This is a genomic window from Croceibacterium atlanticum, assembly GCF_001008165.2.
GTDB lineage: Bacteria > Pseudomonadota > Alphaproteobacteria > Sphingomonadales > Sphingomonadaceae > Croceibacterium_C > Croceibacterium_C atlanticum.
Genome location: NZ_CP011453.2, coordinates 1 through 22,437 on the forward strand (window position 1 = coordinate 1; position 22,437 = coordinate 22,437).

At 63.1% G+C, this 22,437-nt stretch carries 11 protein-coding genes and 3 pseudogenes; 8 read left to right on the plus strand and 6 right to left on the minus strand.

The window, feature by feature from the left end; translation table 11 throughout:
* Positions 1 to 38: 38 nt before the first annotated feature.
* The 3 genes and pseudogenes from WYH_RS17405 to katG all read right to left on the minus strand — a co-directional run bounded on the left by WYH_RS17405 (position 39) and on the right by katG (position 5,467).
* Positions 39 to 1,131, minus strand: a pseudogene (locus tag WYH_RS17405) (Zn-dependent alcohol dehydrogenase).
* A gap of 129 nt (positions 1,132 to 1,260) precedes the next feature.
* A pseudogene (locus WYH_RS17410) lies at positions 1,261 to 2,691 on the minus strand (aldehyde dehydrogenase family protein).
* Positions 2,692 to 3,295: 604 nt separating this feature from the next.
* Positions 3,296 to 5,467 (minus strand): catalase/peroxidase HPI, encoded by a 2,172-nt coding sequence (katG, locus tag WYH_RS16050; protein WP_046905285.1) that lies wholly within the window; start codon positions 5,465 to 5,467, stop codon positions 3,296 to 3,298.
* A gap of 337 nt (positions 5,468 to 5,804) precedes the next feature.
* On the opposite strand from katG, the gene WYH_RS16055 reads away from it, so the two are divergent.
* The 5 genes from WYH_RS16055 (at position 5,805) to WYH_RS16075 (ending at position 11,322) form a co-directional block, all read left to right on the plus strand.
* Positions 5,805 to 7,007, plus strand: coding sequence for an AAA family ATPase (locus WYH_RS16055; RefSeq protein WP_046905286.1), 1,203 nt, complete (start codon positions 5,805 to 5,807; stop codon positions 7,005 to 7,007).
* Between the two features lie 88 nt (positions 7,008 to 7,095).
* Positions 7,096 to 8,217 (plus strand): ParB/RepB/Spo0J family partition protein, encoded by a 1,122-nt coding sequence (locus tag WYH_RS16060; RefSeq protein WP_046905287.1) that lies wholly within the window; start codon positions 7,096 to 7,098, stop codon positions 8,215 to 8,217.
* 145 nt (positions 8,218 to 8,362) lie between these two features.
* On the plus strand, positions 8,363 to 9,652 hold the full coding sequence (locus tag WYH_RS16065; protein WP_046905288.1) for a replication initiator protein A: 1,290 nt from the start codon (positions 8,363 to 8,365) through the stop codon (positions 9,650 to 9,652).
* 499 nt (positions 9,653 to 10,151) lie between these two features.
* A complete protein-coding gene (locus tag WYH_RS16070) occupies positions 10,152 to 10,994 on the plus strand; it encodes a hypothetical protein (protein ID WP_046905289.1) in 843 nt (280 codons plus the stop codon).
* Positions 10,995 to 11,121: 127 nt separating this feature from the next.
* Positions 11,122 to 11,322, plus strand: coding sequence for a hypothetical protein (locus tag WYH_RS16075; RefSeq protein ID WP_046905290.1), 201 nt, complete (start codon positions 11,122 to 11,124; stop codon positions 11,320 to 11,322).
* Positions 11,323 to 11,346: 24 nt separating this feature from the next.
* Here WYH_RS16075 and WYH_RS16080 read toward each other — a convergent pair whose 3' ends face one another.
* Together WYH_RS16080 and WYH_RS16085 are read right to left on the minus strand one after the other, a co-directional pair.
* Positions 11,347 to 13,989, minus strand: a complete 2,643-nt coding sequence (locus WYH_RS16080; RefSeq protein ID WP_046905291.1) for an AAA family ATPase — start codon at positions 13,987 to 13,989, stop codon at positions 11,347 to 11,349.
* A 1-nt stretch (position 13,990) separates the two neighbouring features.
* Positions 13,991 to 15,097 carry a metallophosphoesterase family protein gene (locus WYH_RS16085; RefSeq protein ID WP_046905292.1) on the minus strand — a complete coding sequence of 369 codons (1,107 nt, stop codon included), beginning with the start codon at positions 15,095 to 15,097 and terminating at the stop codon, positions 13,991 to 13,993.
* 191 nt (positions 15,098 to 15,288) lie between these two features.
* Between WYH_RS16085 and WYH_RS16715 the strand changes: the two genes are divergently transcribed.
* Complete coding sequence (locus WYH_RS16715) at positions 15,289 to 15,633, plus strand: WGR domain-containing protein (protein ID WP_082348127.1); 345 nt, start codon at positions 15,289 to 15,291, stop codon at positions 15,631 to 15,633.
* Here WYH_RS16715 and WYH_RS16095 read toward each other — a convergent pair.
* On the minus strand, positions 15,563 to 15,793 hold the full coding sequence (locus WYH_RS16095) for a helix-turn-helix domain-containing protein (protein WP_046905294.1): 231 nt from the start codon (positions 15,791 to 15,793) through the stop codon (positions 15,563 to 15,565). The genes WYH_RS16715 and WYH_RS16095 overlap by 71 nt on opposite strands.
* A 242-nt stretch (positions 15,794 to 16,035) precedes the next feature.
* On the opposite strand from WYH_RS16095, the gene WYH_RS17415 reads away from it, so the two are divergent.
* Both WYH_RS17415 and WYH_RS16105 read left to right on the plus strand, forming a co-directional pair.
* Positions 16,036 to 17,055 (plus strand): DUF6923 family protein, encoded by a 1,020-nt coding sequence (locus WYH_RS17415; RefSeq protein ID WP_156320214.1) that lies wholly within the window; start codon positions 16,036 to 16,038, stop codon positions 17,053 to 17,055.
* Positions 16,977 to 21,647 (plus strand): annotated as a pseudogene (locus WYH_RS16105) (beta strand repeat-containing protein); the annotation flags it as partial. The gene WYH_RS17415 and the pseudogene WYH_RS16105, both read left to right, overlap by 79 nt.
* Positions 21,648 to 22,437: the final 790 nt, after the last annotated feature.

Sequence of the window (22,437 nt, forward strand, 5' to 3'; positions counted from 1 at the left end):
GGCGCCGCTCCTTTTCTTTTACCTGTTTTCGGCAGCCCTCAGAACGAGGTGATGACGCTGCGTGCAATCGCGCCGCCCTTCAACTCTGCATAGGCATCGTTGATCTCGCCAATCCCGATCTCGCGCGAAATCAGGTCGTCGAGATTGAGCTTACCCTGCAGGTAAAGCTCGGCATACATCGGGATGTCGTGCTTGATATTCGTCGAACCCATATAGACGCCGCGAATGTCGACCTGGTTGGTCAGAAGGTCGACCGTGACATTGACGTCGATCGTCGATGTCGGCGCGTGGACGCCAATCAGATAGGCACCCCGCCCTTGCGGGCCATCCGGATCGCCTGCTCGGACGTGGACTTGATGCCGACCACCTCGAACACATGGTCCACGCCGCCAGGGATCAGGCTGCGAACCGCTTCGACGCTATCGCTCGTGGATGCGTCGATGAAGTCAGTTGCGCCAAATCGGCGGGCCAGTTCCTCTTTCTTTGATTGCATGTCGACCGCAATGATGCGGCCCGCACCTGCCAGTTTCGCACCTGAAATAACATTCAGGCCCACGCCGCCAATGCCGATCACGGCCACTGTGTCGCCGGGCCGGACCGAAGCGGTGTTAATTGCCGCGCCCGCCCCGGTGATCGTGCCGCAACCGAGCAGAGAAGCCTGCGCGAAAGGCAGTTCCCTGGGAACCTTGGCAAGCTGGTTTCATGCACCAGCGCCTTTTCGGCAAAGGCACCGGTCCCGAAAACCTGGGTAACGGGCGCGCCGTGCCGGCACAGGCGCGGATGATCGCCCTCATCCGCGCGTAGCGTCTGCTCGGGCCGGGTGCATTGCCAGGTGCGGCCGGCCTGACAGGCCTTGCAGTGCCCGCAGAACTGGATCAGCGAACCAACGACATGGTCGCCGATCTCGAATTCGCGCACTTCCGGGCCGATGGCGATTACCACGCCTGCCAGTTCATGCCCCAGCACCGCCGGCAGCGGCACGCCGAAATCCGTTTCGGCAAAGTGAAGGTCCGAATGGCACAACCCCGAAGCCTTCACTTCAACCAGAACCTCGTGATCGCGCGGTTCGTCGATTTCTATTTCCTCGATCTGGAACGTCCCGTCCAGATTGTTGAGAATGGCTGCCTTCATCCTGTCCTCCCAAGCGCGCTTTGACGCGTAACATTCATATCGGCGCGGCCATCATATTGGCGCGGCCATCTCTTCGTTCGTCACCACGGGCCATTGCCTGCGCGAATGGATCGCAGGCAGGCAGGCGCATCATTCGCCCAGCAAGGCTGTCACGGTTTTCGTCTCGGTATAATGCAGCAGCCCTTCTTCGCCGACTTCGCGGCCCCAGCCCGATTCCTTCACGCCGCCGAAAGGCGCGGACGGATCGTTCATTCCGTGCGTGTTGATCCACACGACCCCCGCTTGGAGCTTCCGGGCCGTCAGATGGGCGCGCGAAAGATCCCGGGTCCAGATATTGGCGGCCAGTCCATAGCGCGTGTCGTTCGCCGCCTTTACGACTTCCTCGACATCGTCGAAGGGAGTTGCGACCAGAACAGGCCCGAATATTTCTTCTCGCACGATGCTGGCATCCGGTGACGGATTGGCGAGATCGTCGGTTCGACGAAATATCCTTTCTTCCCGCCCGTTCCGCCGCCGGTGACGACTTCGGCACCGCACTGGCGCCCCTGCTCGATGTAATCGAGCACGCGGATTTGCTGCGTACGGGATACAAGCGGGCCCAGCATCGTGTCGGGATCACGTCCATGGCCAAGCTTGAAGCTCTGCGCAGCCCTGGCGACACCCTCGACCACTTCATCATAGACCGACCGCTCGACGAACAGGCGCGAAGCCGCGAGACACACTTGCCCCGAATTGAAGAAGATCGCGAGCGCTGCCCCAAGCGTTGCCTTTTCAAGATCCGCATCGGCAAAGATCAGCGACGGCGACTTGCCGCCCAGTTCCAACGTCACGCGCTTCAAATCGTCGGCCGCCATACGCACGATCTGCTTGCCGACCCGGGTTGATCCGGTGAAGGCAATTTGTCGACACCAGGGTGTTCGACAAGTGCCTGCCCCGCATCCTGACCATACCCGGTCACGACATTCAGCACGCCTTCGGGCAGCCCTGCCTCAAGCGCCAGCTCGGCGAGGCGCAATGCAGTCAGCGGGGTGAGTTCCGACGGCTTGAGAACGATGGTGCAGCCGGCAGCCAGCGCCGGCGCAATCTTCCATGCAGCCATTGCCAGCGGATAGTTCCAGGGGACGATCTGCCCGACAACGCCAACCGGCTCGCGAATGGAATAGCTGTGATATTGCTGCCCATCGCCGGAGATCGGGTTGACCTGCCGCCGATCTTGGAGGTCCAGCCCGCCATGTAACGGAAAATATCCACCGCGGCCGGCACGTCGACACTCAGCGCATGATGCACCGTCTTGCCGTTGTCATAGCTCTCCAGAAGCGCAAGTTCGTGCCCGTTTTCTTCGATCTTGCGCGCGATATTCTCGATGATCTTGCCGCGATCCAGCGGGCGCATGCGCGCCCAGCTACGGGATTCGAATGCCCGACGCGCTGCTTTGACCGCGCGGTCGATGTCTTCGGCGGAACCGCCCGGCACACGCGTGAACACCTGCGTGGTCGCGGGATCCTCGACATCGATTGTCTGGCCGTCTGCGCTTTCGACCCATTCGCCACCGATCAGCATCCGGGATGGCGGAAGCCTGACCTCATGCCCCTTTTCCCCGTGTGGCGCTTGCTGCCCGAGGTTGCTGCGTTCATGAATCTTCCCCACCTATCGCTTTATTCTTGGCCGACTTCGCAAGGCTTCAGGAACCGTTCCGAGCGGTATTGCCTTTGGAAACAGACATCAGAACGCGGTCTTTGAAAGATCGGGAAATCGCGATTTCATGGCACGAGCCTGCGCCCGCCCGACCAGCCTGGCCAATATCAGCCCTCTCATCCACCACGCATCTTCGCCCGTGCGTATTGCACATACGTAACTGCGCCACGGTTAGCGCGCAAATGAATTTAATGGTCGGACCATTTCCGCGGGGGCTGCCGGAAACTGGCGGATTCAAGCCAGAAATCCACCTGCCGGTTCGATGCCGTGCGCTAAAATGAATAACGCCAAATAAATCGAATAGGCGGCAAATCCGCCCACGACTGGAGGCGAATGCCGGGACGAAGGCGACAGGCAGGTTGCAAGGGGGCCGGCTCCGGAATGCAGCGAACAGTCCCGCCGGTCGGGAGAAGCGCCGGCGCTGCTTCAGCGCACAGGCTGAAGGCAGCGCCGGTCTTCCGATGCGGGATCAGTCCAGGTCGAACCGATCGGCATTCATCACTTTTACCCAGGCTGCGACGAAGTCTTTCACGAACTTCTCCGCATTGTCGTCCTGGGCATAGACTTCCGCATAGGCCCGCAGGATCGAATTGGAACCGAAGGTGAGATCGAGTTCCGTCGCGGTCCATTTCGTTTCGCCGGACTTGCGATCGATAATTTCATAGAGATTATCTTCCACCTTGTTCCAGCGATTGGCCATGTCCACCAGGTTGACGAAGAAATCATTCGTCAGCGCGCCTTCGCGGTCAGTGAACACGCCGTGCTTCGTGCCGCCGTGATTGGTGCCGAGCATACGCATCCCGCCGACCAGCACGGTCATTTCCGGCGCGGTCAGCCCCATGAGCTGGGTGCGGTCGAGCATGAGTTCCGCTGAACTGACGACATAGTCTTTCTGGAGCCAGTTGCGGTAGCCGTCATGGATCGGTTCCAGCGGCTCGAAACTCTCGCGGTCCGTCATCTCCTGGGTCGCGTCACCGCGGCCGGGGGCGAAGGGGACGGCAATGTCGAAACCGGCTGCCTTGGCCGCCTTTTCGACACCGACATTGCCGGCCAGCACGATGATATCCGCAATGCTGGCGCCCGTTTCGGCTGCGATGGGTTCCAGCACGGCCAGCACTTTCGCCAGGCGATCCGGCTCATTGCCTTCCCAGCCCTTCATCGGTTCCAGGCGGATGCGCGCGCCATTGGCGCCGCCCCGCAGATCCGAACCGCGGAACGTGCGTGCACTGTCCCAGGCGGTTGAAACCATTTCGCCGATCGACAGGCCGCTGGCCGCGATCTTCGCCTTGGCGCCTGCCACGTCATAGCTTGTCGAACCGGCCGGGACCGGGTCCTGCCAGATCAGCTCTTCCGAAGGCACGTCCGGGCCGACATAGCGGGCCCGCGGCCCCATGTCGCGATGGGTCAGCTTGAACCATGCCCGCGCGAACGTGTCCTTGAAATAGGCCGGATCGGCGCGGAACCTTTCCATGATCTCGCGATAGGACGGGTCCACCTTCATCGCCATGTCCGCATCGGTCATGATCGGATTGTGGCGGATCGACGGGTTTTCGACATCGAGCGGCCTGTCTTCCTCCGCGATCTGGACAGGTTCCCACTGCCAGGCGCCGGCGGGGCTCTTCTTCAGCTCCCACTCGTGATCCAGCAGCATGTCGAAATAACCCATGTCGAAGACAGTGGGATTGGTCGTCCACGCGCCTTCGATACCGCTGGTGACCGTGTCGGGGCCAAAGCCCTTGCCGGTGGAATTGGCCCAGCCGAAGCCCTGCGCCTCCACGCCGACAGCTTCCGGATCGGGGCCCAGCGTGCTGGCATCGCCATTGCCGTGACATTTGCCGACGGTATGCCCGCCCGCGGTAAGCGCAACGGTTTCCTCGTCATTCATTGCCATGCGGGCAAAGGTGACGCGCACGTCCTGCGCGGTCTTCAGCGGATCGGGATGGCCGTCAACGCCTTCGGGATTGACGTAGATCAGGCCCATCATCACCGCGGCAAGCGGATTTTCCAGGTCGCGTTCGCCGGAATAGCGGCTGCCTTCGCTGCCACTGGGGGCAAGCCATTCCTTTTCCGAACCCCAATATGTGTCCAGCTCCGGCCCCCAGATATCCTCGCGCCCGAAGCCGAAGCCGAATGTTTTCAGCCCCATGGTTTCATAGGCGATATTGCCGGCCAGGATAATCAGGTCCGCCCAGCTCACCTTGTTGCCGTATTTCTTCTTGATCGGCCACAGCAGGCGGCGCGCCTTGTCCAGGCTGACATTGTCGGGCCAGGAATTGAGCGGCGCAAAACGCTGATTGCCGGTGCCGCCACCGCCGCGCCCGTCCGCGACGCGATAGGAACCTGCCGAATGCCAGGCCATGCGGATCATCAGGCCGCCATAATGGCCCCAGTCAGCCGGCCACCAGTCCTGGCTGTCGGTCATCAGGTCACGCATGTCCTGCTTGAGAGCTTCGAAGTCGAGCTTCTCCAGTTCCTTGCGATAATCGAAGCCCTTCCCCATCGGGTTGGTCTTCGTGTCATGCTGGCTGAGAATGCCCAGATTGAGCGCCTGCGGCCACCATTCCATGTTGGACACGCCGGCGGAGGTCATGCCGCCATGCACCACGGGGCATTTGCCCGGTTGCTTCGCCATCTCGTTCATTGCGCTTCTCCTCTCCTGGGCCCTCTACTGGGCATCGTATTTCGCCAGAGTGCTGCCGCAGGTTTAACAAACAATGACAGGATAACGCAGGGTTCTGATTGCCAAAATCAATTTATCAATATGTATTGATCGATGCGCCCGATCATACTGGCCTGCGCCATATCTTGCCAAGGCCTGCAAGCTGGCCCGGCATACCATCGCTTTGCCCCGGATGAGTCAATGAAAAGCGCCAAGAGGTGTGAGATGGCGCCCGCCAAGGGAGGCGCGAAGGGCCGCTATTTACCAATTGAAGCAATTTCGGTAGAAAGCGCCTGAAACTCCTTCAAGGCGCACTGATATGACCGATCCGCATTCAATCGTCTCCCAAATCGGCGATCTCGCTCAAAATGGGGAGAGGATGATCGAGCGGCTTCGCAAGAGAGCCTTTTTGCCCGAAAGCCGCAAGGGGTTGAATGTGCGCTTCGGCATTGCCGAGGCGGCGCAATTGCTTGATTGTTCGACCAATCGCATCCGCATGGCGGAAGAAGACGGCCGCCTGCCCCCTCCCCCCGCAGGCGAAAACGGGCGCAGGCTCGGCTATACGGTCGAGGAATTGCTGAATATGCGCGAAGTGCTGGGCGCTTCGCCGCGCCGGGCCGAAAATGACGTGCCCGCCATGATCGCGGTGCAGAATTTCAAGGGCGGCGTGGGCAAATCCACCGTCACCACCCACCTCGCCCATTATTTCGCCGTGCAGGGTTATCGCGTGCTGGTGGTGGATTGCGACAGCCAGGCCACCACGACCACGCTGTTCGGCTTCAACCCGCATTTCAACATCACGCGCGAAGAAACGCTGTATCCCTATCTGTCGATCGACCCGACCCAGGCGGACCTGCTTTACGCGGTGATGCGCACGCCCTGGCCCAATGTGGACCTGATCCCTTCCAATCTCGAACTGTTCGATGTGGAATATGAACTGGCGGCGGCCGGGGCCGATGGGGAAAGCGTGCTTGCGGCACGTTTTCGCAAATTAAAACAAGGGCTTAATGACCTTGCCCGCAATTATGACGTGGTCATTCTGGACCCGCCCCCTGCGCTGGGCACGATCAGCCTGGCGGTGATGCAGGCGGCCAATGCGCTGCTGGTGCCGCTGGCGGCGACCACGCCGGATTTCTGTTCCACCGTGCAGTTTCTTTCGATGATGGACCAGGTGCTGCAACAGCTGATCGAAGCGGGGGTGCAGGTGGATTACAGCTTCGTCCGGCTGATCTGTTCCAAGTTCGATCCCGGCGATCCCAGCCATGACATGGTGCGGGCGATCATGGAACAGAGCTTCGGCCCTGCCCTGCTGCCGGTGCATATTCTGGAAAGCGCGGAAATCAGCCACGCCGCCATGCGGATGATGACGGTTTACGAACTGGAAAAGCCGATCGGCACGGCCCGCACGCACAAACGCTGCAAGGCCAATCTGGACGAGGCGATGGGCCAGATCGAACAGCTGGTCCGCAATGGCTGGGGCCGGGTGGAAAATGTGGACGAGGAACTGGTCGTCAATGGCTAAAAAATCACTTTCCTACTCCGCATCGGATTGCCACCCCGCTTCGATCCTTCGGGAACAGCCCCGTGATCGCGCAGGAAGGACCGCCTGAATGGCCCGGAAACAGAAAGATTATCTCGCCGCCCTGCTGGCAGAGGACGAGGATACGGACGCCCCCGCCAATGGCGCGGCGCCCTCCCCCTCCCCTTCCAATGGCCCCGCCTCATCTTCCGGCCCGGCCCCGGCCGAAGCGGACACGCCGCCCCCCTCCCCCGCCGCTTTGCGGGCGGAACGGGCGCGCGGCACCACCTTGCTCGGCCGGCAGAGCGCGATTGCCCGCGTCGCCAGCGGCGAGGTGCGGCAGGTCACGCAATTGCTGCTGGACCCGGCGCGGGTGCGCGTGTGGGAAGGCAATGCCCGGTCCTATCAGCATCTGAGCGAGGAAAGCTGCCGCGAACTGATCGATTCCATCATCGCCGAAGGCGGGCAGAAAGTGCCGGCCATCGTGCGCAAGGCGAAGGACGATCCCGATCACGATTATGAAGTGATCGCGGGCACGCGCCGCCACTGGTCGATCAGCTGGCTGCGCGCCCATTCCTATCCGGACATGAAGTTCCTGGCGCAGGCCGTGGAAATGGATGACGAGGCGGCCTTCCGCCTGGCCGACCTGGAAAACCGCGCGCGCAAGGACGTGTCCGACCTGGAACGCGCGCGCAATTATGCCGCCGCGCTGAAAACCCATTACGACAATCACCTGACGCGGATGGCCGAACGGCTGAAACTGTCCAAGGGCTGGCTGTCCAAGATGCTGAAGGTGGCGAAGATACCCGATGGCGTGGTGGAAGCCTTTTCCTCCCCCGCAGACGTGCAGCTGAAGCCCGCCTATCCGCTGGCACAGGCACTGGATGACAAGGACCGCGCAGCCGCCATCAGGCGCGAAGCGGCGAAGATCGCGAAACAGCAGCAACAGCAGCGGGAAAATGGCGCGCCCGCCCTCCCCTCTGCCGAAGTCATCGCCCGCCTGCTTGCCGCCGGGCAGACATCGGACAAGCCGGAAAAGCTGGTGCTGGAAGGGGCGCATGGCCGCCCCGCCGTGACGGTGCAGAGCAGCAACAGGCAGGGCGTGACATTGCGGCTCCATTCCGGCCACGGCCTTTCCGACAAGGACTTGCTGAACCGGTTGCAGGATGCGCTCTATGCGCTGGAGGAGGAAGGCCGCGGCCTGCAACGCTGATGGACGCCCTCCCCACCTTGGCCGGTTCTTCCTGTTTCCCCGGGAAAACATCGCTGCCCTGGCGATACGCCTCGGCGGGGAAAACACGCAATGTTTCCCCGGGGAAACACCGGCCTGAACAGGCACTGCCGATGGGGGGACATGCATGAGCCGCGCAAGCCGCCGCGCCGTGAACGAACAGTTCGACCTGTTCCTGCCCTATCTTGCCGATCTGCCCCTGCGCGATCAGCGCGAGATGATGGAACGGCCCTTCTTCTCGCTGTCCAAGTCCAAGCGCGTGAAGCCGATCGATTACACCGCGCCCGATGGCAAATTATGGGTCCATGTCAGCGCCAATCCCGATTACGGCATGGCCACGATCTGGGATGCCGACATATTGATCTATTGCGCCAGCATGTTGGCGGACATGGCCCGGCGCGGCGTGAACGACGTGCCGCGCAAGCTGCACATCATGCCCTATGATCTGCTGCGCGCCATTGGCCGCCCGACCACGGGCCGGTCCTATGAATTGCTGGGGCAGGCGCTGGACCGGCTCGTATCCACCACGATCAAGACCAATATCCGCGCCGAGAAACGGCGGGAGGCGACCTTCTCCTGGCTGGATGGCTGGACCCAGCTGGTGGATGAAGAAACCGAACGCAGCCGGGGCATGACGCTGGAACTGTCCAACTGGTTCTGGGAAGGCGTGACGATGAAGGGCGGGGTGCTTTCCATCGACCGCGCCTATTTCGATATCAGCGGCGGGCGGGAACGCTGGCTGTACCGCGTGGCGCGCAAACATGCAGGCGGCGCGGGGGAGGGCGGCTTTGCCATATCCATGCCCGTCCTGTTCGAAAAATCCGGGGCGGAAGGGCAATATCGCCGCTTCAAGTTCGAGATATTGAAGCTGGCGGAAAAGAACACGCTGCCCGGATACCGGCTTTCAGTCGAAACCTCCGCCCGCGATGGCGAACCCATGCTGCGCATGACGCGGGAAGACGGCAAGGACGGGGCGGAACCCGATCTCGCCACCGCCGCGCCGGGCGCCACGCCGGGCGCCGCGCCGGACACGCCCGATGCCCCGCAGGCGCGCCCTGTTTCCCCGGGGAAACGCAAGCAGGGGCGTGCGAGCAAGGGTGCAGGGCAGGGCACGCAAACCGGGGCGCAGGGCGCTGAGGAGAGCGCGGCAGGGCAGGAAGATCTGGTCGATGCGTCCAGCCTCGTCCGGTCCACCCTTGTCGGCCTGTCGGACAAGACGACGCGCGGCTTCATGACGGACGAGACGATCGAACATCTGCGCGAGAAATGCCCGGGTTGGGATCTCTACGCGCTCCATGCCGATTTTGAACGCTGGGTCGCCGCCGATAGCGAACGCACGCCCGCCAATTGGCAGAAGGCCTTTATCGGTTGGGTCCGCCGCCACCACGAAAAACACCGCCACCAGCTGCGCGGCTGACAGGTTCCGGCCCCGATATGCGGGCCGTCAGGGGCCGGGCTATCGAGGGGGGCGTTCCCGAAGTGTCGAATTTCCAACATCGCCCGGAAAATCCGCGCAGACCGCATCCGCTTTTGAAGCTTTTTCCCGGCCACCCTGAAAGAAGTGATTCAATTCCGCCACTCAAAACACCGGCCAGCCAGCAGCTTCGACACAACGGGAACGCCAGACGACATTTCAGGAACGCAGCGTCGATCCATCGGGAACGCTGCCAACGATCTTTCGGGAACAGCCATTCGACACTTCCGGAACAGCCAAAACCCGCGAATCGCCGGACAAGCGCGATTCGCAGCCCATATCCGCCCGCCTAACCTTTCTAACTTGCCCTTTAACCCCTCTAACCCGTCATGAAGCCCTGCGGTTTTGGGGGAAGGGTGGATGGGCGCGTGCCGCCCGTGTTTTGCCCTCGCCGCAAGGCGCCATTATATAATGCGTAACTAAGCCGGACGGGTGGTGTTAGATGCTGACGCCCAACCGAATCGTGAGCCGCTGGTACGTGATCCAACTACAAGCCCATAACCTGTTGGCTTCAGCCGCTAATGTTGCTCTGATTTGCGAGAAACTACGCCACGAATCCGAGCTTTGCCCGCGTGAGGTTGAAACGGTCTGTTTTGAAAATCGTGAGCCGATCTTACTTTTAACCGCATCAATTCATCTGATTGTGGCGGAAGCTGAGAACGTCGGTTTGTCGATGACCCAGGCGGCAGCGGGACGGGTAGCTTACGTCCTTAATCAGCTCCAGGATACTGCCCGCGGATTTACATTGCCGCGGCATTTGGTGGATCGCCTGATCGACTATGGCGCTCAATTGAATCAGACATTCAGCGACGAGATTGCATCAAAGAAGGTTTATGTCCTTCGTCCTGAACTCGCGCACCTTTACTCAGAAGCGTCGGGCGGGTTTGGAGCCGAGGTCATTGACACCTTCCCCGAGGCGATTGAGGACATTGAAGAGGCATCCAAGTGCCTTGCCCTAGGGCGTTCGACGGCGTGCATCTTCCATCTAATGCGTGCGATGGAACTTGCCGTTCGCCAGATGGCAGGACGCTTAGGGATACTCAATGTTGAGAAGGAATGGGGCAAACTGCTAAGCGAAATCAGCGGTAAGGTTGAGAAGCTACCCAAAGGCCCTGATCGCGACGCTTGGTCAGAAGCGCATAGCCACCTTTATCACGTTAAACAGGCGTGGCGGAACAGCACCATGCATCCCAAGAAGACATACACCGACGTTGAAGCCAAGGCTGTCTTTGATGCAGTGGGATCGTTTATGCGTCACTTGGCTCCTTTGGTTCCGCCAACTTAATTACTAACCGCTCAAACCTTTGCGCGCGCAGGGGAGGGGGAGGTACGACCGGATTTGTCGTCCCGGCATGCTGTTGGTAATCGGGCAAGGGGGCTGCCGGGCGGTAGACCTGTTACGGAGGACCGGCATGGCACCGAAGAAGCATACATGCAGCCCGAGTTTTATCGCCTATGCCATCGGCGTGGTTGGCACCCAGATCGGCACGCTCACCTGGCTCGGTCTCATGGTGGTGAAGGGGCCGCTGGCCGTCTTCAGCAAAACCGGCCTGCTGATAGCTGCGGCAGTATTCATCAGCGGATTCCTGGCGAGCTTTCAACCGGATGAATAAGCGCGTATAACCACATCGGTTCGCTCACACCGCATCAAGCAACCGCAGCCGTTTGCCCGGTGCGGCGCGGAAGGCGCGTTCGCGGCAGGTGAGGACGATGATCTGCATGTCGCGCGATGCTTCTTCCAGCAGGTCTATCATCGCGTCCAGGCGGACATCGTCGGAATAGACCAGCGGATCGTCCAGCATCAGCGAAACGGGCCGCCCTTCCTCGCGCAGCAATTCGGCAAAGGCGAGGCGGGAGAGGACGGCAAGCTGTTCCTGCGTGCCCTGCGACAGGAGATTGCAATCCTCTTCCCCGCTGGCGCGGCGGATTGCCGCCATGCCGAGGTCGGACCCGAATATCGGATCGCATCCGGGCAGGATCCGCTGTGTATAGCGGCGCGCCCGTTCCGCCACCGGGCCGACCATGCTCCGCGATACTTCTTCCCGCGCTTCGCCCAGCACATCGCGCAGCAGGGCCAGCGTTTCCGCCTCGTCCGTCATCCGCGCCAGTGCGGCGGCGGCGGCGGCCTGTTCGTCGCGGGCCGTGGCAGTGCGTTCGGCCAGACCGCGCCCGCCTTCCGTTTCGATCCGGGTTTCGAGCCGGGCAATTTCCTGGTCGAGTTCCGCCTTGCGCCGCGCGGCCCCTTCGCGCCGCCGGTCCAGCATCTCCATCCGCCGCCGGATCGCATCCGCATCCAGCGCGGCGGCATTGCGCCGTGCCTCTTCCAGCGCCGCCGCCTTCCGGGCGAGATCGGCGCGCGCTTCGGGCAAGTCATCCGCCAGCGTGGCGAATTCGGCCAGCGCCTCTATCTCCGCCAGGTCGCGCTGGCCGCGCGCAAATTCGCCTTCCGCCTGGCTCGTGCGGACGGAGCCGGCCATTTCGTCCTTTTCCGCCGTCCGCAATTCGTCCAGCGCGGACTGGTTGAATTCCTCGGCCCGGGCGAGGGCGGTTTCGCTTTCTTCCAGCGCCTGCTGCAATTCGGGGAGGGGAGGGGTCTTCCCGCCATCCTCTTCGGCAGGGTCCGCGCCTTCCGGCAATTCGGCGATGAAGAGTTTAAGCGCCTCCGCCCCGGCGGCGATGCCCAGCGTTTCGTCGGCCGCCGTCAATGCCTCGATCTGTTTGCCGATGCCCTGCAATTCCACCGCCGCATCGCGGGCTGCCCGGTCCCGGCTGCGCAATTCGGCCAGCGATCCGGCCTGCAATTCTTCCAGCAGGGCGGCATGGCGGGCGCGGGCATCTTCCAGGCGATATTCCGCCCCGGCGAGGTTGGCGGGCGGGTGGATGCGGATTTCGCTGCCATCGGCCAGCGCGATGCGCGCTTCGCGGGTCAGCGTGGTTTCCCCTTCGGCCAGATTTTCACCATCCAGCGTGACATTGGCGGAACCGCTGAAGGCAATCCGCACGCCGCCCGCCTGCAAGACCGCGCGTTCCTGGTCTATCGCCGCTTCGATCCGTTCCAGATCGGTGAAGGCGGATGCGGGCACGGCGGTTCTGGCAATGCGGGCAAATTGGGCGCGCTGTTCTTCCAGTTTCAGCAGGCCTGCATGGCGTTGCCGCGCCCGTTCGATATCGGCGCGTTCCCGGCGGCGCGCCTCCTGCTTCTGCGCGGCGTCCAGCGCCTTGCGCGCTTCATTGCGGGCCCTGCGGCATTCATCCAGCGCGGCGCCCGTTTCCGCCGCCTTGCGCCGTGCATTGGCCAGCCCATCGGCCAGAATGGCGTGATCGGCCTTGCGCCTTTTCAGCTCCGCCTCGCTTTCCGTCACCAGCCTGCGCGCCTGATCGTGCCGGCGGTGCAGATCCTCCAGCTTTTCCACCCGCGCGGCGGCACCGGCATGGCGCGCCTGTTCGGTTTCGAGCCGCTGCGCTGCGCCCCTGGCCAGTTCAAGGTCTCCGGCCAGCTTTTCCCGCTGTTCCATATCGCCCGGATCGGCCAGTTCGCCCGCCACCAGCGCCAATTGCCCGCGCGCCTGTTCCAGTTCGGCATAGGCGGCTTCCAGTGCGCTTTCGCGCTGCTGCGCCTCTTTCAGCGCGGCTTCGGCTTCTTCCAACCGCGCTTCGGCCTGTTTCAGTTCGCCAGTGCTGCTGCCCGCGCGGGCCGTGCGGAACCGCGTATATTCCGCCTCTATCCTGTCGCGCACGCGGTCGAACATGGCGGAACCCAGCAGCGCATCGGCCTGCCCTTCCAGCGCGCCGCCAATCCCTTCGCGCACCTTGTCGCCGGGCGGGACGAGATCCAGCCCTTCCGTCTGCGGAACCCAGAGCAGGCCCAGAGTGCCAAGGGAGGTGGAATCCAGCCCGCTGGACTGTTTTTCAAAGCCCAGCAGGCTTTGTAGCGCCTCTTCCGCGGCATCGCCATGCTGGCGCCCGTCCGGGCCTTCCAGTTCCGCCACCGGGCGGGAGAGGAAGCGTTTGACGAGGCGATAGGGCGCGCCGTCAATCGTGAAATCCAGTTCCACCTGCGGGGCCACGGCATCGCCATATGGCTGGAAGGACTTGATCAGCTGCGTTTTCGATCCGTGGCGCAGGAACAGGGCGGCGCGCACCGCCTCCATCAGGGTGGATTTGCCGGTTTCATTCGGTTCGACGATGACATTCAGCCCATCGGTCAGCCCGGTGATTTCCTGCCGATCCCGGAACTTGCGGAAATTCTCTATCGCGATGCGGTTCAGCACCAGCCCCATGTCACGCCCCCTGCCGCGCGATTTCGACGAATAGCCGTTCCAGCGCCCGGCGGGCGAGGGCGGATTCGCTGCCGCCTGCCTCCGCCCGTTCCTTCAGGATCGCGGCGGCGCGGCCCAGCATCCCTTCGGCATCCAGCGCGGCCAGATCATCCTCGCTGGGGCGGGCCACCAGATCGCCATCGCGGATTTCCAGATGGCGCAGCAAATGCCGCAGATCATCTTCGATATGGCCGATCATGCTGACACGGTCCGCCAGCGGCACCAGCCCGGCCAGGTTCAGCCGCAACAGCGTGTCCGAAGGGGTGCAATCGCCCAGCAGCCGATCGCATTCGGCGCGGAAACCGGCGGCATCGCTGACTGTCCAGCTGCGGGCAAGCCATTGGTAACGCCCGGTTCTTACCGGCGTGACGCGCGGCGCCGCGCCTTCGGCCAGTTCCACTTGCAGGCAATGGCCCGGCTCGTCCCGCTGGAAACGGTCGGTTTCAGGCGTGCCGGAATACCATGTGCGATCATCCACGCCCAGATGGCCGTGCCAGTCCCCCAGCGCCAGATAATCCAGGCGGGCGCGCCGCGCCCTGTCCGGCGCGATCAGGTTGGGCGCTTCCCCGCTGGTGCCGAAATCGCGGATGGACCCGTGCGCCAGCCCGATCCGCAGCCGCGCGCCCGGCGTTTCCATATCGTCCCACGCCGCGGTGGGATCATCCACCATGTGCCGGTGTAGCAATGGGGCGGGCAACAGCCACACGCCATCTTCCATTTCCACCGGATCGTGGCTGGCCAGCACGGCAACCCGGCCCCCGGCGCGTTTGCGGACCCGGTCCCACAAGCCGCCATTGCGGGCGAAATCATGATTGCCGGGCAGCAGCCACCATTTGCAGGCATAGCGTTCCATCCGCGCCAGCGCCTGCACGATGGTGCGTTCATCCGGCCCTTCCGTGTCGAACACGTCGCCCGCCACCAGCACGTGCTGCGCATTATGCGCCGCCGCCGCCTTGCCCACCGCGTCAATCGCATCGAAACGCGCTTCCGTCAGCGCATTGCGCGTTTCCGCGTCGAAACCGCCAAAGGGTTTGCCAAGCTGCCAGTCAGCCGTGTGAATGAACCGCATGATCTATCCTGCTGCGTCGATTGGTTTGGCGGGCGGCGGGGGTGCGAGGGGGCGTGGAAAGCCGTTGATATCGCAGGGCAGGGCGGCCTGTCACCCGCCTGCCGCCGCTTATCGACCGGCTGAATCAATGGCGCGGTATTGATTCAATTTCCGCGTTGGACCGGGATTCCGCGATCCAACAGAATCGCCCCATGATCCCGCTTCCGCCCGATGTCCCGCCCGGATTTGCCGTGCATCTGCGCGCCGTCGATCCGGCGCGGAACGTGGCGCGCAGATATGAAATCGTCGCCACGGCGGGGCTGTTCGGGGAAATCATCGTCCAGGTGGACTGGGGCAGGATCGGCACACGCGGCCAGTCCCGCCGCCTGTCCTTCCCCAGCGAAGGCGAGGCGGGCGATTACGTGCGCACCCTGCTGCGCCGCCGCAACACCGCCCACCGCCGGATCGGCGTGGCCTATCGCGAAGTTACAGGATCTTGCCCAGTTCGGCCGGGGGGTCGAGGTCGAGATTCTGGGCTACGTCGACATATTCGATGATGTCGAGCCTTCGCTTGGACAGTTCGTAGCGGGAAACGAATTGCTGGGGACGGCCCAGGCGGCTTGCCAGTTCGGATTGTGACATGCCCCGATCCTGGCGCGCAGCGATCAGTGCGGCGAGAAGTTTCTGATAACGCTTATCATGCACCCCTTTTGCCATTTTCTTGCGCTTTCATGTTTCAGGACGGGATATGCGGCGGCATCCTTCTGGAAATGACTGGCGTATAACGATTCTGCCTGCCCAAATGGTTCCCGGCGCCTGGGTGAATTTTACCAATTCATCGAAGGATAAAGCGCTAACAGCATTGATCCCCGTCAAGTCATTAGCTTTTTGTTAACGCATTTCACATCATCTTGATGTGGATCCTCATGGATCGAACGATAAGATTCATGGGGAGCGTGATGGGTTACGTTGCTGAAGGACCGACTCTTCGGGGAGCCGGTCCAGACCCGGATAATGCGCTGTCTCGTATTGCGACAAGATGCGCCGCTTTCCTTGCCCCGTTCCTGACCGTTGCGATCGTGCTGGTGCAATTGCTGGCGGTTCCCGCGCCGGCATTTGCCCAGTCCACCCCGCCGCCATTCCCGGGCTGCACGCCCGGCGTGTTCCTGGCCCAGAATAATCCGACGCAGCTTTTCCAGGTGGATACGTCCACCAATCCCTTCACCTATCCCAATATCGGCCCTGCCCACAGCAGGACCTATAATACAATCGCGTTCAACCCGGCTGACAATTACATTTACGGCGTCGACCGGCCCAGCGGTTCCAATATTCGTCTTTTGCGGATCGGCAGCAATGGCGTGGTCCAGGTCCTGGGAACGATTTTGGGCGGGAACATCAATGTTCCAAGCGGCTATCCCGTGTCCGGTGAAATCGGAGCCGACGGATTCTACTATCTCAAATACCAGCTGGCCAGCGACCAGGCGATCTACCGGGTCAATCTTGCCACCAGGCTTGCGGCGCGCATCAATCTTTCCCTGCCACGCACCTCGTTGGACCTGGCCTGGTATAATGGCCGCCTCTATTCGCATGATGCAAACATCGACGTTTTTTATTCGATCGACCCGTCCACTGGGCAGGTGCAGGATATCGGCCCCACGGGCATCAGCGCCCAGTTCGGCGGCATGGTCAGCGCATCCAACGGCGTCTTCGGCATCAATAATGGCGGCGGCTTCTATCAGTTCAACCTGCAGACGGGCGCGGCCACGCTGATTTCGTCCTCCCCCAGCACGGCAATAATGACGGCGCCAAATGTTATAGCACGCCGCTGCAATTCGGCACGGATCTGGCCATCACCAAGACGGACAGCACGGATTTCTACACCGCCGGGTCCAGCACGACTTACGAAATCGTGGTCAGCAATAGCGGCCCCTTCGGCGTCCAGGGCGCCGTGGTGGACGATCCGCTTCCGGCCGGGATAAGTTCGGCAAGCTGGACCTGCGGCGGCGCCACTGGCGGCGGGGCCTGCGGGCAGGCGAGTGGCAGCGGCGCCATTTCGGGGCGGACGGTGGATCTGCCGGTGGGCGCTTCCGTCACCTTCTCCATGACATTGCAGATACCGGCGGGCTATTCGGGCGATCTCACCAATATCGCCACCGTCACGGCGCCCGGTACCGCGCTTGAAACCGATCTGACCAACAATAGCGCAACCGATGTGGATGCCGGGGTCGTGGTTACGAAAACACTGATCGGCGAGAACGGCGTTCTGGCAAACCTGGCGGAGCCGGGCGAGCAGCTGACTTACCGGATCACCGTAACCAATAATGGCAGTGTCGCGGTAAGCGGCTATGATGTCATCGATACGCTGGACCCCAATACGAGCCTGGTCATGGCGACGGGTGGCGGCATTTTGAACGGCAGCAATGTGGAATGGACCAACCTGTCCATTCCACCGGGCGGTTCGCTCTCCGTCCTGCTCATGACCCGGATTGACGATCCGCTGCCATCCACGCTGACCCGGATTACCAATATCGCCCGCCATCCGGACGGGCCGGTTCCCTCCTGCCCTTCGGGCCAATGCGTGGTCACGCCGGTGGCGCCGGCCGTCACCTATGCCAAGTCCACGACGGCGACCAATGCCGCGGTCGGCGATGTGATTACCTATACGCTGACGGCCCGCGTGTTCCATTCACCCACGACCGACGATCTGACGCTGACCGATACGCTGGGCAGCGGGCTGGATTTCACCGCCGTCACCAATGCGGGCGCCTTCACCTGCACGCCGGGCAGCCCGCTGGTCTGCACGCTCCCGTCAGGGACGGCGGTGGGCACTTACAGCCTGGCATATACCGCCACGGTGAATGCCAGCGCGACCGGCAGCGTGACCAATGCCGTGGTCGGCACGGGCGGGGATGATCCCAGCTGTTCCGGCACTTGCGATACGGACACGCCCGTTGTCGCCCCGGATGTGACCTTCGCCAAGAGTGCCGACACGGCAGGCCCGGTTTCCACCGGCGATATAATCACTTTCACGCTGACGACCACGATCACCAATTCGCTGATCACGTCGGATATCGTACTGCTGACCGATACGCTGGGCACGGGGCTGGATTTCACCGCCGTGACCGATGCGGGCATCTATGGCGTGGATAGCACCGGCGATCCGGTGATCGAATTCACCCTGCCTGCCGGAACGGGGCCGGGCAGCTATTCCGTCAGCTACACCGCCATCGTCGCGCCGGATGCGACCGGGTCGGTCAGCAATGTCGTGGTCGGATCGGGGCCGGACAATCCCACATGCACCACCGCCTGCGGCACGGAAACCACCGTCGCGGATCCGGTCGTGACTTATGGCAAGAGCGTCAGCGCGCCGGGGGCGACAGTCGCCGTGGGCGATGTGCTGGACTATACGCTGAGCGTCACCGTGGCGAATTCGCCCACCACGGGCATTGTCACGCTGACCGATACTCTGGGCACGGGGCTGGATTTCACTGCCGTCACCGATGCGGGTGTGTTCACCTGCAATGCGGCCAATCCGCTGATCTGCACGCTGGCCGCCGGAACGCCGGTCGGCACTTACGACATGACCTATACCGCCACGGTCAATGACGATGCGACGGGCAGCGTCACCAATGCCGTGGTCGGCACCGGGGATGACGATCCGGGCTGCGACGGCACTTGCGATACGGCGACCAATGTCACGCCTTCGCAGGTCACTTATGCCAAGAGCACCAGCGCAACCAATGTCAGCGTGGGCGATACCATCACCTATACGCTGAGTGCGACCGTCACCAATTCCCAGACCACCGATGACCTGACGCTGACCGATACGCTGGGCACGGGGCTGGATTTCGGCAGTGTCACCAATGCGGGCGTGTTCACCTGCACGCCGGGCAACCCGCTGTCCTGCACGCTTCCGGCGGGGACTGCCGTGGGGACTTACAGCCTGGCATATACGGCCACGGTGAATGCGGCGGCCACCGGCAGCGTGACCAATGCCGTGCTGGGCACGGGCGGCGATGATCCGGCCTGCCTGGGCAGTTGCGATACCACAACCACGGTTGATGAGCCGGCAGTCGCCTATGCCAAATTCGCGGATACGGCCGGGCCGGTCAGCGCGGGCGATGTCATCACCTTCACCCTGCGCACCACGATCGCCAATTCCATGACGACATCGGATATCGTGCTGCTGACCGATACTCTGGGCGCGGGGCTGGATTTTACCGCCGTCACCGATGCCGGGGCCTATGGCGTGGATGCTTCGGGTGCGCCGGTTGTCGAATTCACCCTGCCTGCCGGAACCGGGCCGGGCACTTATGACGCTGTCTATACCGCCACGGTCACTGCCGATGCATCGGGCGCGGTCAGCAATGCCGTGGTCGGCACGGGCGGCGATGATGCCACATGTTCCGGCGATTGCGATACCGATACGTCCGTCGTCGCGCCGGGCGTCACCTATGCCAAGACGGCCAGCACGGCCGGGCCGGTCAGCGCGGGCGATGTCATCACCTATACGATCAGCACCATCGTGGCGAATTCGCAGACCACGGGAGATGTGGTGCTGGCCGATACGCTGGGCAGCGGGCTGGACTTCACCGCCGTCACCGATGCGGGCGCCTATGGCGTGGATGCCTCGGGCGCGCCGGTGGTCGAATTCACCCTGCCTGCGGGCACTGCGCCGGGCACTTACGAGGTAAGCTACACCGCGACCGTGAATGGATCGGCCAGCGGGTCGGTCAGCAATGCCGTTGTCGGCACCGGGGATGACGATCCGACCTGTACCGTCAATTGCGGCACCCAAACCGCGGTTGAGGATCCGACCGTCACCTATACGCTGAGTGCGACCGTCGCCAATGCGGCGACGAATAACGTCCTGACGCTGACCGATACGCTCGGCACGGGGCTGGATTTCGGCAGTGTCACCGATGCGGGCGCCTTCACCTGCACGCCGGGCAACCCGCTGGTCTGCACGCTTCCGGCGGGGACTGCGCCGGGGACCTACAGCCTGACCTACAATGCAGAGGTGAACGCCAGCGCCACGGGCAGCGTCAACAATGCCGTGCTGGGCACAGGCGGGGACGATCCGGCCTGCCTGGGCGATTGCAATATCGACACGCCGGTAATCGCGCCTGCGGTCAGCTATGCCAAGACGGCCAGCACGGCAGGCCCGGTCAGCGTGGGCGATGTGATCAGCTTCACGCTGACGACTACCATCGCCAATTCCATGACGACTTCGGACCTGGTGCTGCTGACCGACACGCTGGGCACGGGTCTGGACTTTACCGCCGTGACCGATGCGGGCGCCTATGGCGTGGATGCGTCCGGCGCGCCGGTCGTGCGCTTCACCCTGCCTGCGGGGACGGGGCCGGGCAGCTATGCCGTCACCTACACCGCCACGGTGAATGGATCGGCCAGCGGATCGGTCAGCAATGTCGTGGTCGGATCGGGCGGCGATAATCCGGTCTGCACGGTGAATTGCGGCACCGAAACCACGGTCGAAGACAGCACCGTCACCTATTCCAAGAGCAGCAGCGCAGCGCAGGTGCAGGTGGGCGATAGCATCAGCTACACCCTGACGGCCACGGTCGGGAATTCGGCGCTGACGGATGCCCTGACGCTGACCGATACTCTCGGCACCGGACTGGACTTCGTGGCGATCACCGATGCAGGCGTGTTCACCTGCACGCCGGGCAATCCGCTGGTCTGCACGCTTCCGGCGGGGACCGCGCCGGGGACCTACAGCCTTGCCTATACCGCCACCGTCAATGCGGCGGCGGGGGGCAGCGTCACCAATGCCGTGCTGGGCACGGGCGGGGACGATCCGGCCTGCCTGGGCGATTGCATCACCGAAAACCCGGTGGCGGCGCCGGTCATCAGCATCGCCAAAACCTCTGACCCGGCAGCGGGCGAGACTGTGCAGGTGGGGCAGACGGTCAATTATGCGCTGGTCGCAACCATTGCCAATGGCGCCATCACGGCACCGCTGGTGCTGGTGGACACGCCCGATCCGGGCCTGACCATCACCGATATTCCGGCGGGCTGCGAAATGGCCGGGGGGATCATCACCTGCACGCTTCCCGCCGGGACGCCTGCCGGCACGCACAGCCTGGCCTATGGCGCGACGATCAATGACAGCGCGGGCGATGCCGTGCGCAATGTGGTGACGGCCACGGGCGGCGGCGGAACGACTGAGCCGGGCTGCAATAGCTGCGCGACGGAGCACAATGTGGCGCTGCCCCTGATCCGACTGGCCAAGACGGCTGCGGTGCGTGAAGTCAGGATCGGCGATCTGGTGCGCTACACGCTTTCAATAGAGAATGTGGGCGAGCGGGACCTGATCGGTGGCAGCATCATGGACATGCCGCCCGCGGGCTTCACCTATGTCGAAGGTTCGCTGCAAGTGGTGGATGGCGATAATGCCGCCACCCTGTCCGGCCAGGGGCCGCTGCGCTTTGGCGAAATTGACGTGCGGGCAGGGGAAACGGCGACGCTTGCCTATCTGATGCGGGTTGGCGCGGGTGTCCGTCCGGGCACGCATGTCAACCAGGCGCAGGCCTATTCGGCGGAGGATGTGTCCGTTTCCAATCCGGCCACGGCGCGGGTGGAACTGGCGGGCGATCCGCTGGTGGACGAGACATTGATCTTCGGCACATTGTTCGATGATCGTGACGGCGACGGGTGGCAGGACAGCGCCGCGCTTTCCGGCCTGCATGTGCGGGGCGGATTCGCGCCCGGCGCCTATGTGCCCGGTTCCACCATGATCGACCGGGGGCAGGGCATGGTGCCCGTGCCCGATGCCAGCGCGCCCTTGCTGCACGGCATGGATCTTGGCGGCATTGCCGCGCGCCAGTCCGAAGCCGATCCGGCGGGCAGGAACCGGATCGTGATCCGCCAGCGGCTGACCGATGCGGCCTTCACCGATGATTTCATCCTCACCAGCGCGCAGGGCGTGACCATCCGCATGGATGCGCAGGGCCGGACCAGCGTGGAAAAGGGCGGCGATGCGGCAAAGGGGCTGAACGGCGCGGAACCGCGGGTCGAACGGCGGATCGCGCAGGGCGAAGGCGGCCATGTCGTCGATTACGTGATCGAGAATGACGGTATCGACGAACGCGGCATTCCCGGCGTGCGTATCGCCTCGGTCGAAGGTCTTGTCATGGAGACGGACCAGTTCGGCCGTTACCACCTGGCCGCCGTGCCGGGCGGAGCCTGGGCGCGGGGCCGCAATTTCATCCTGAAGGTGGATCCGTCCACCCTGCCTGACGGGGCCGAATTCACCACGGATAATCCGCTGCTGCGGCGCATTACGCCGGGCATCCCGGTCCGTTTCGACTGGGGCGTGAAACTGCCCCCCGCGCTGGTGG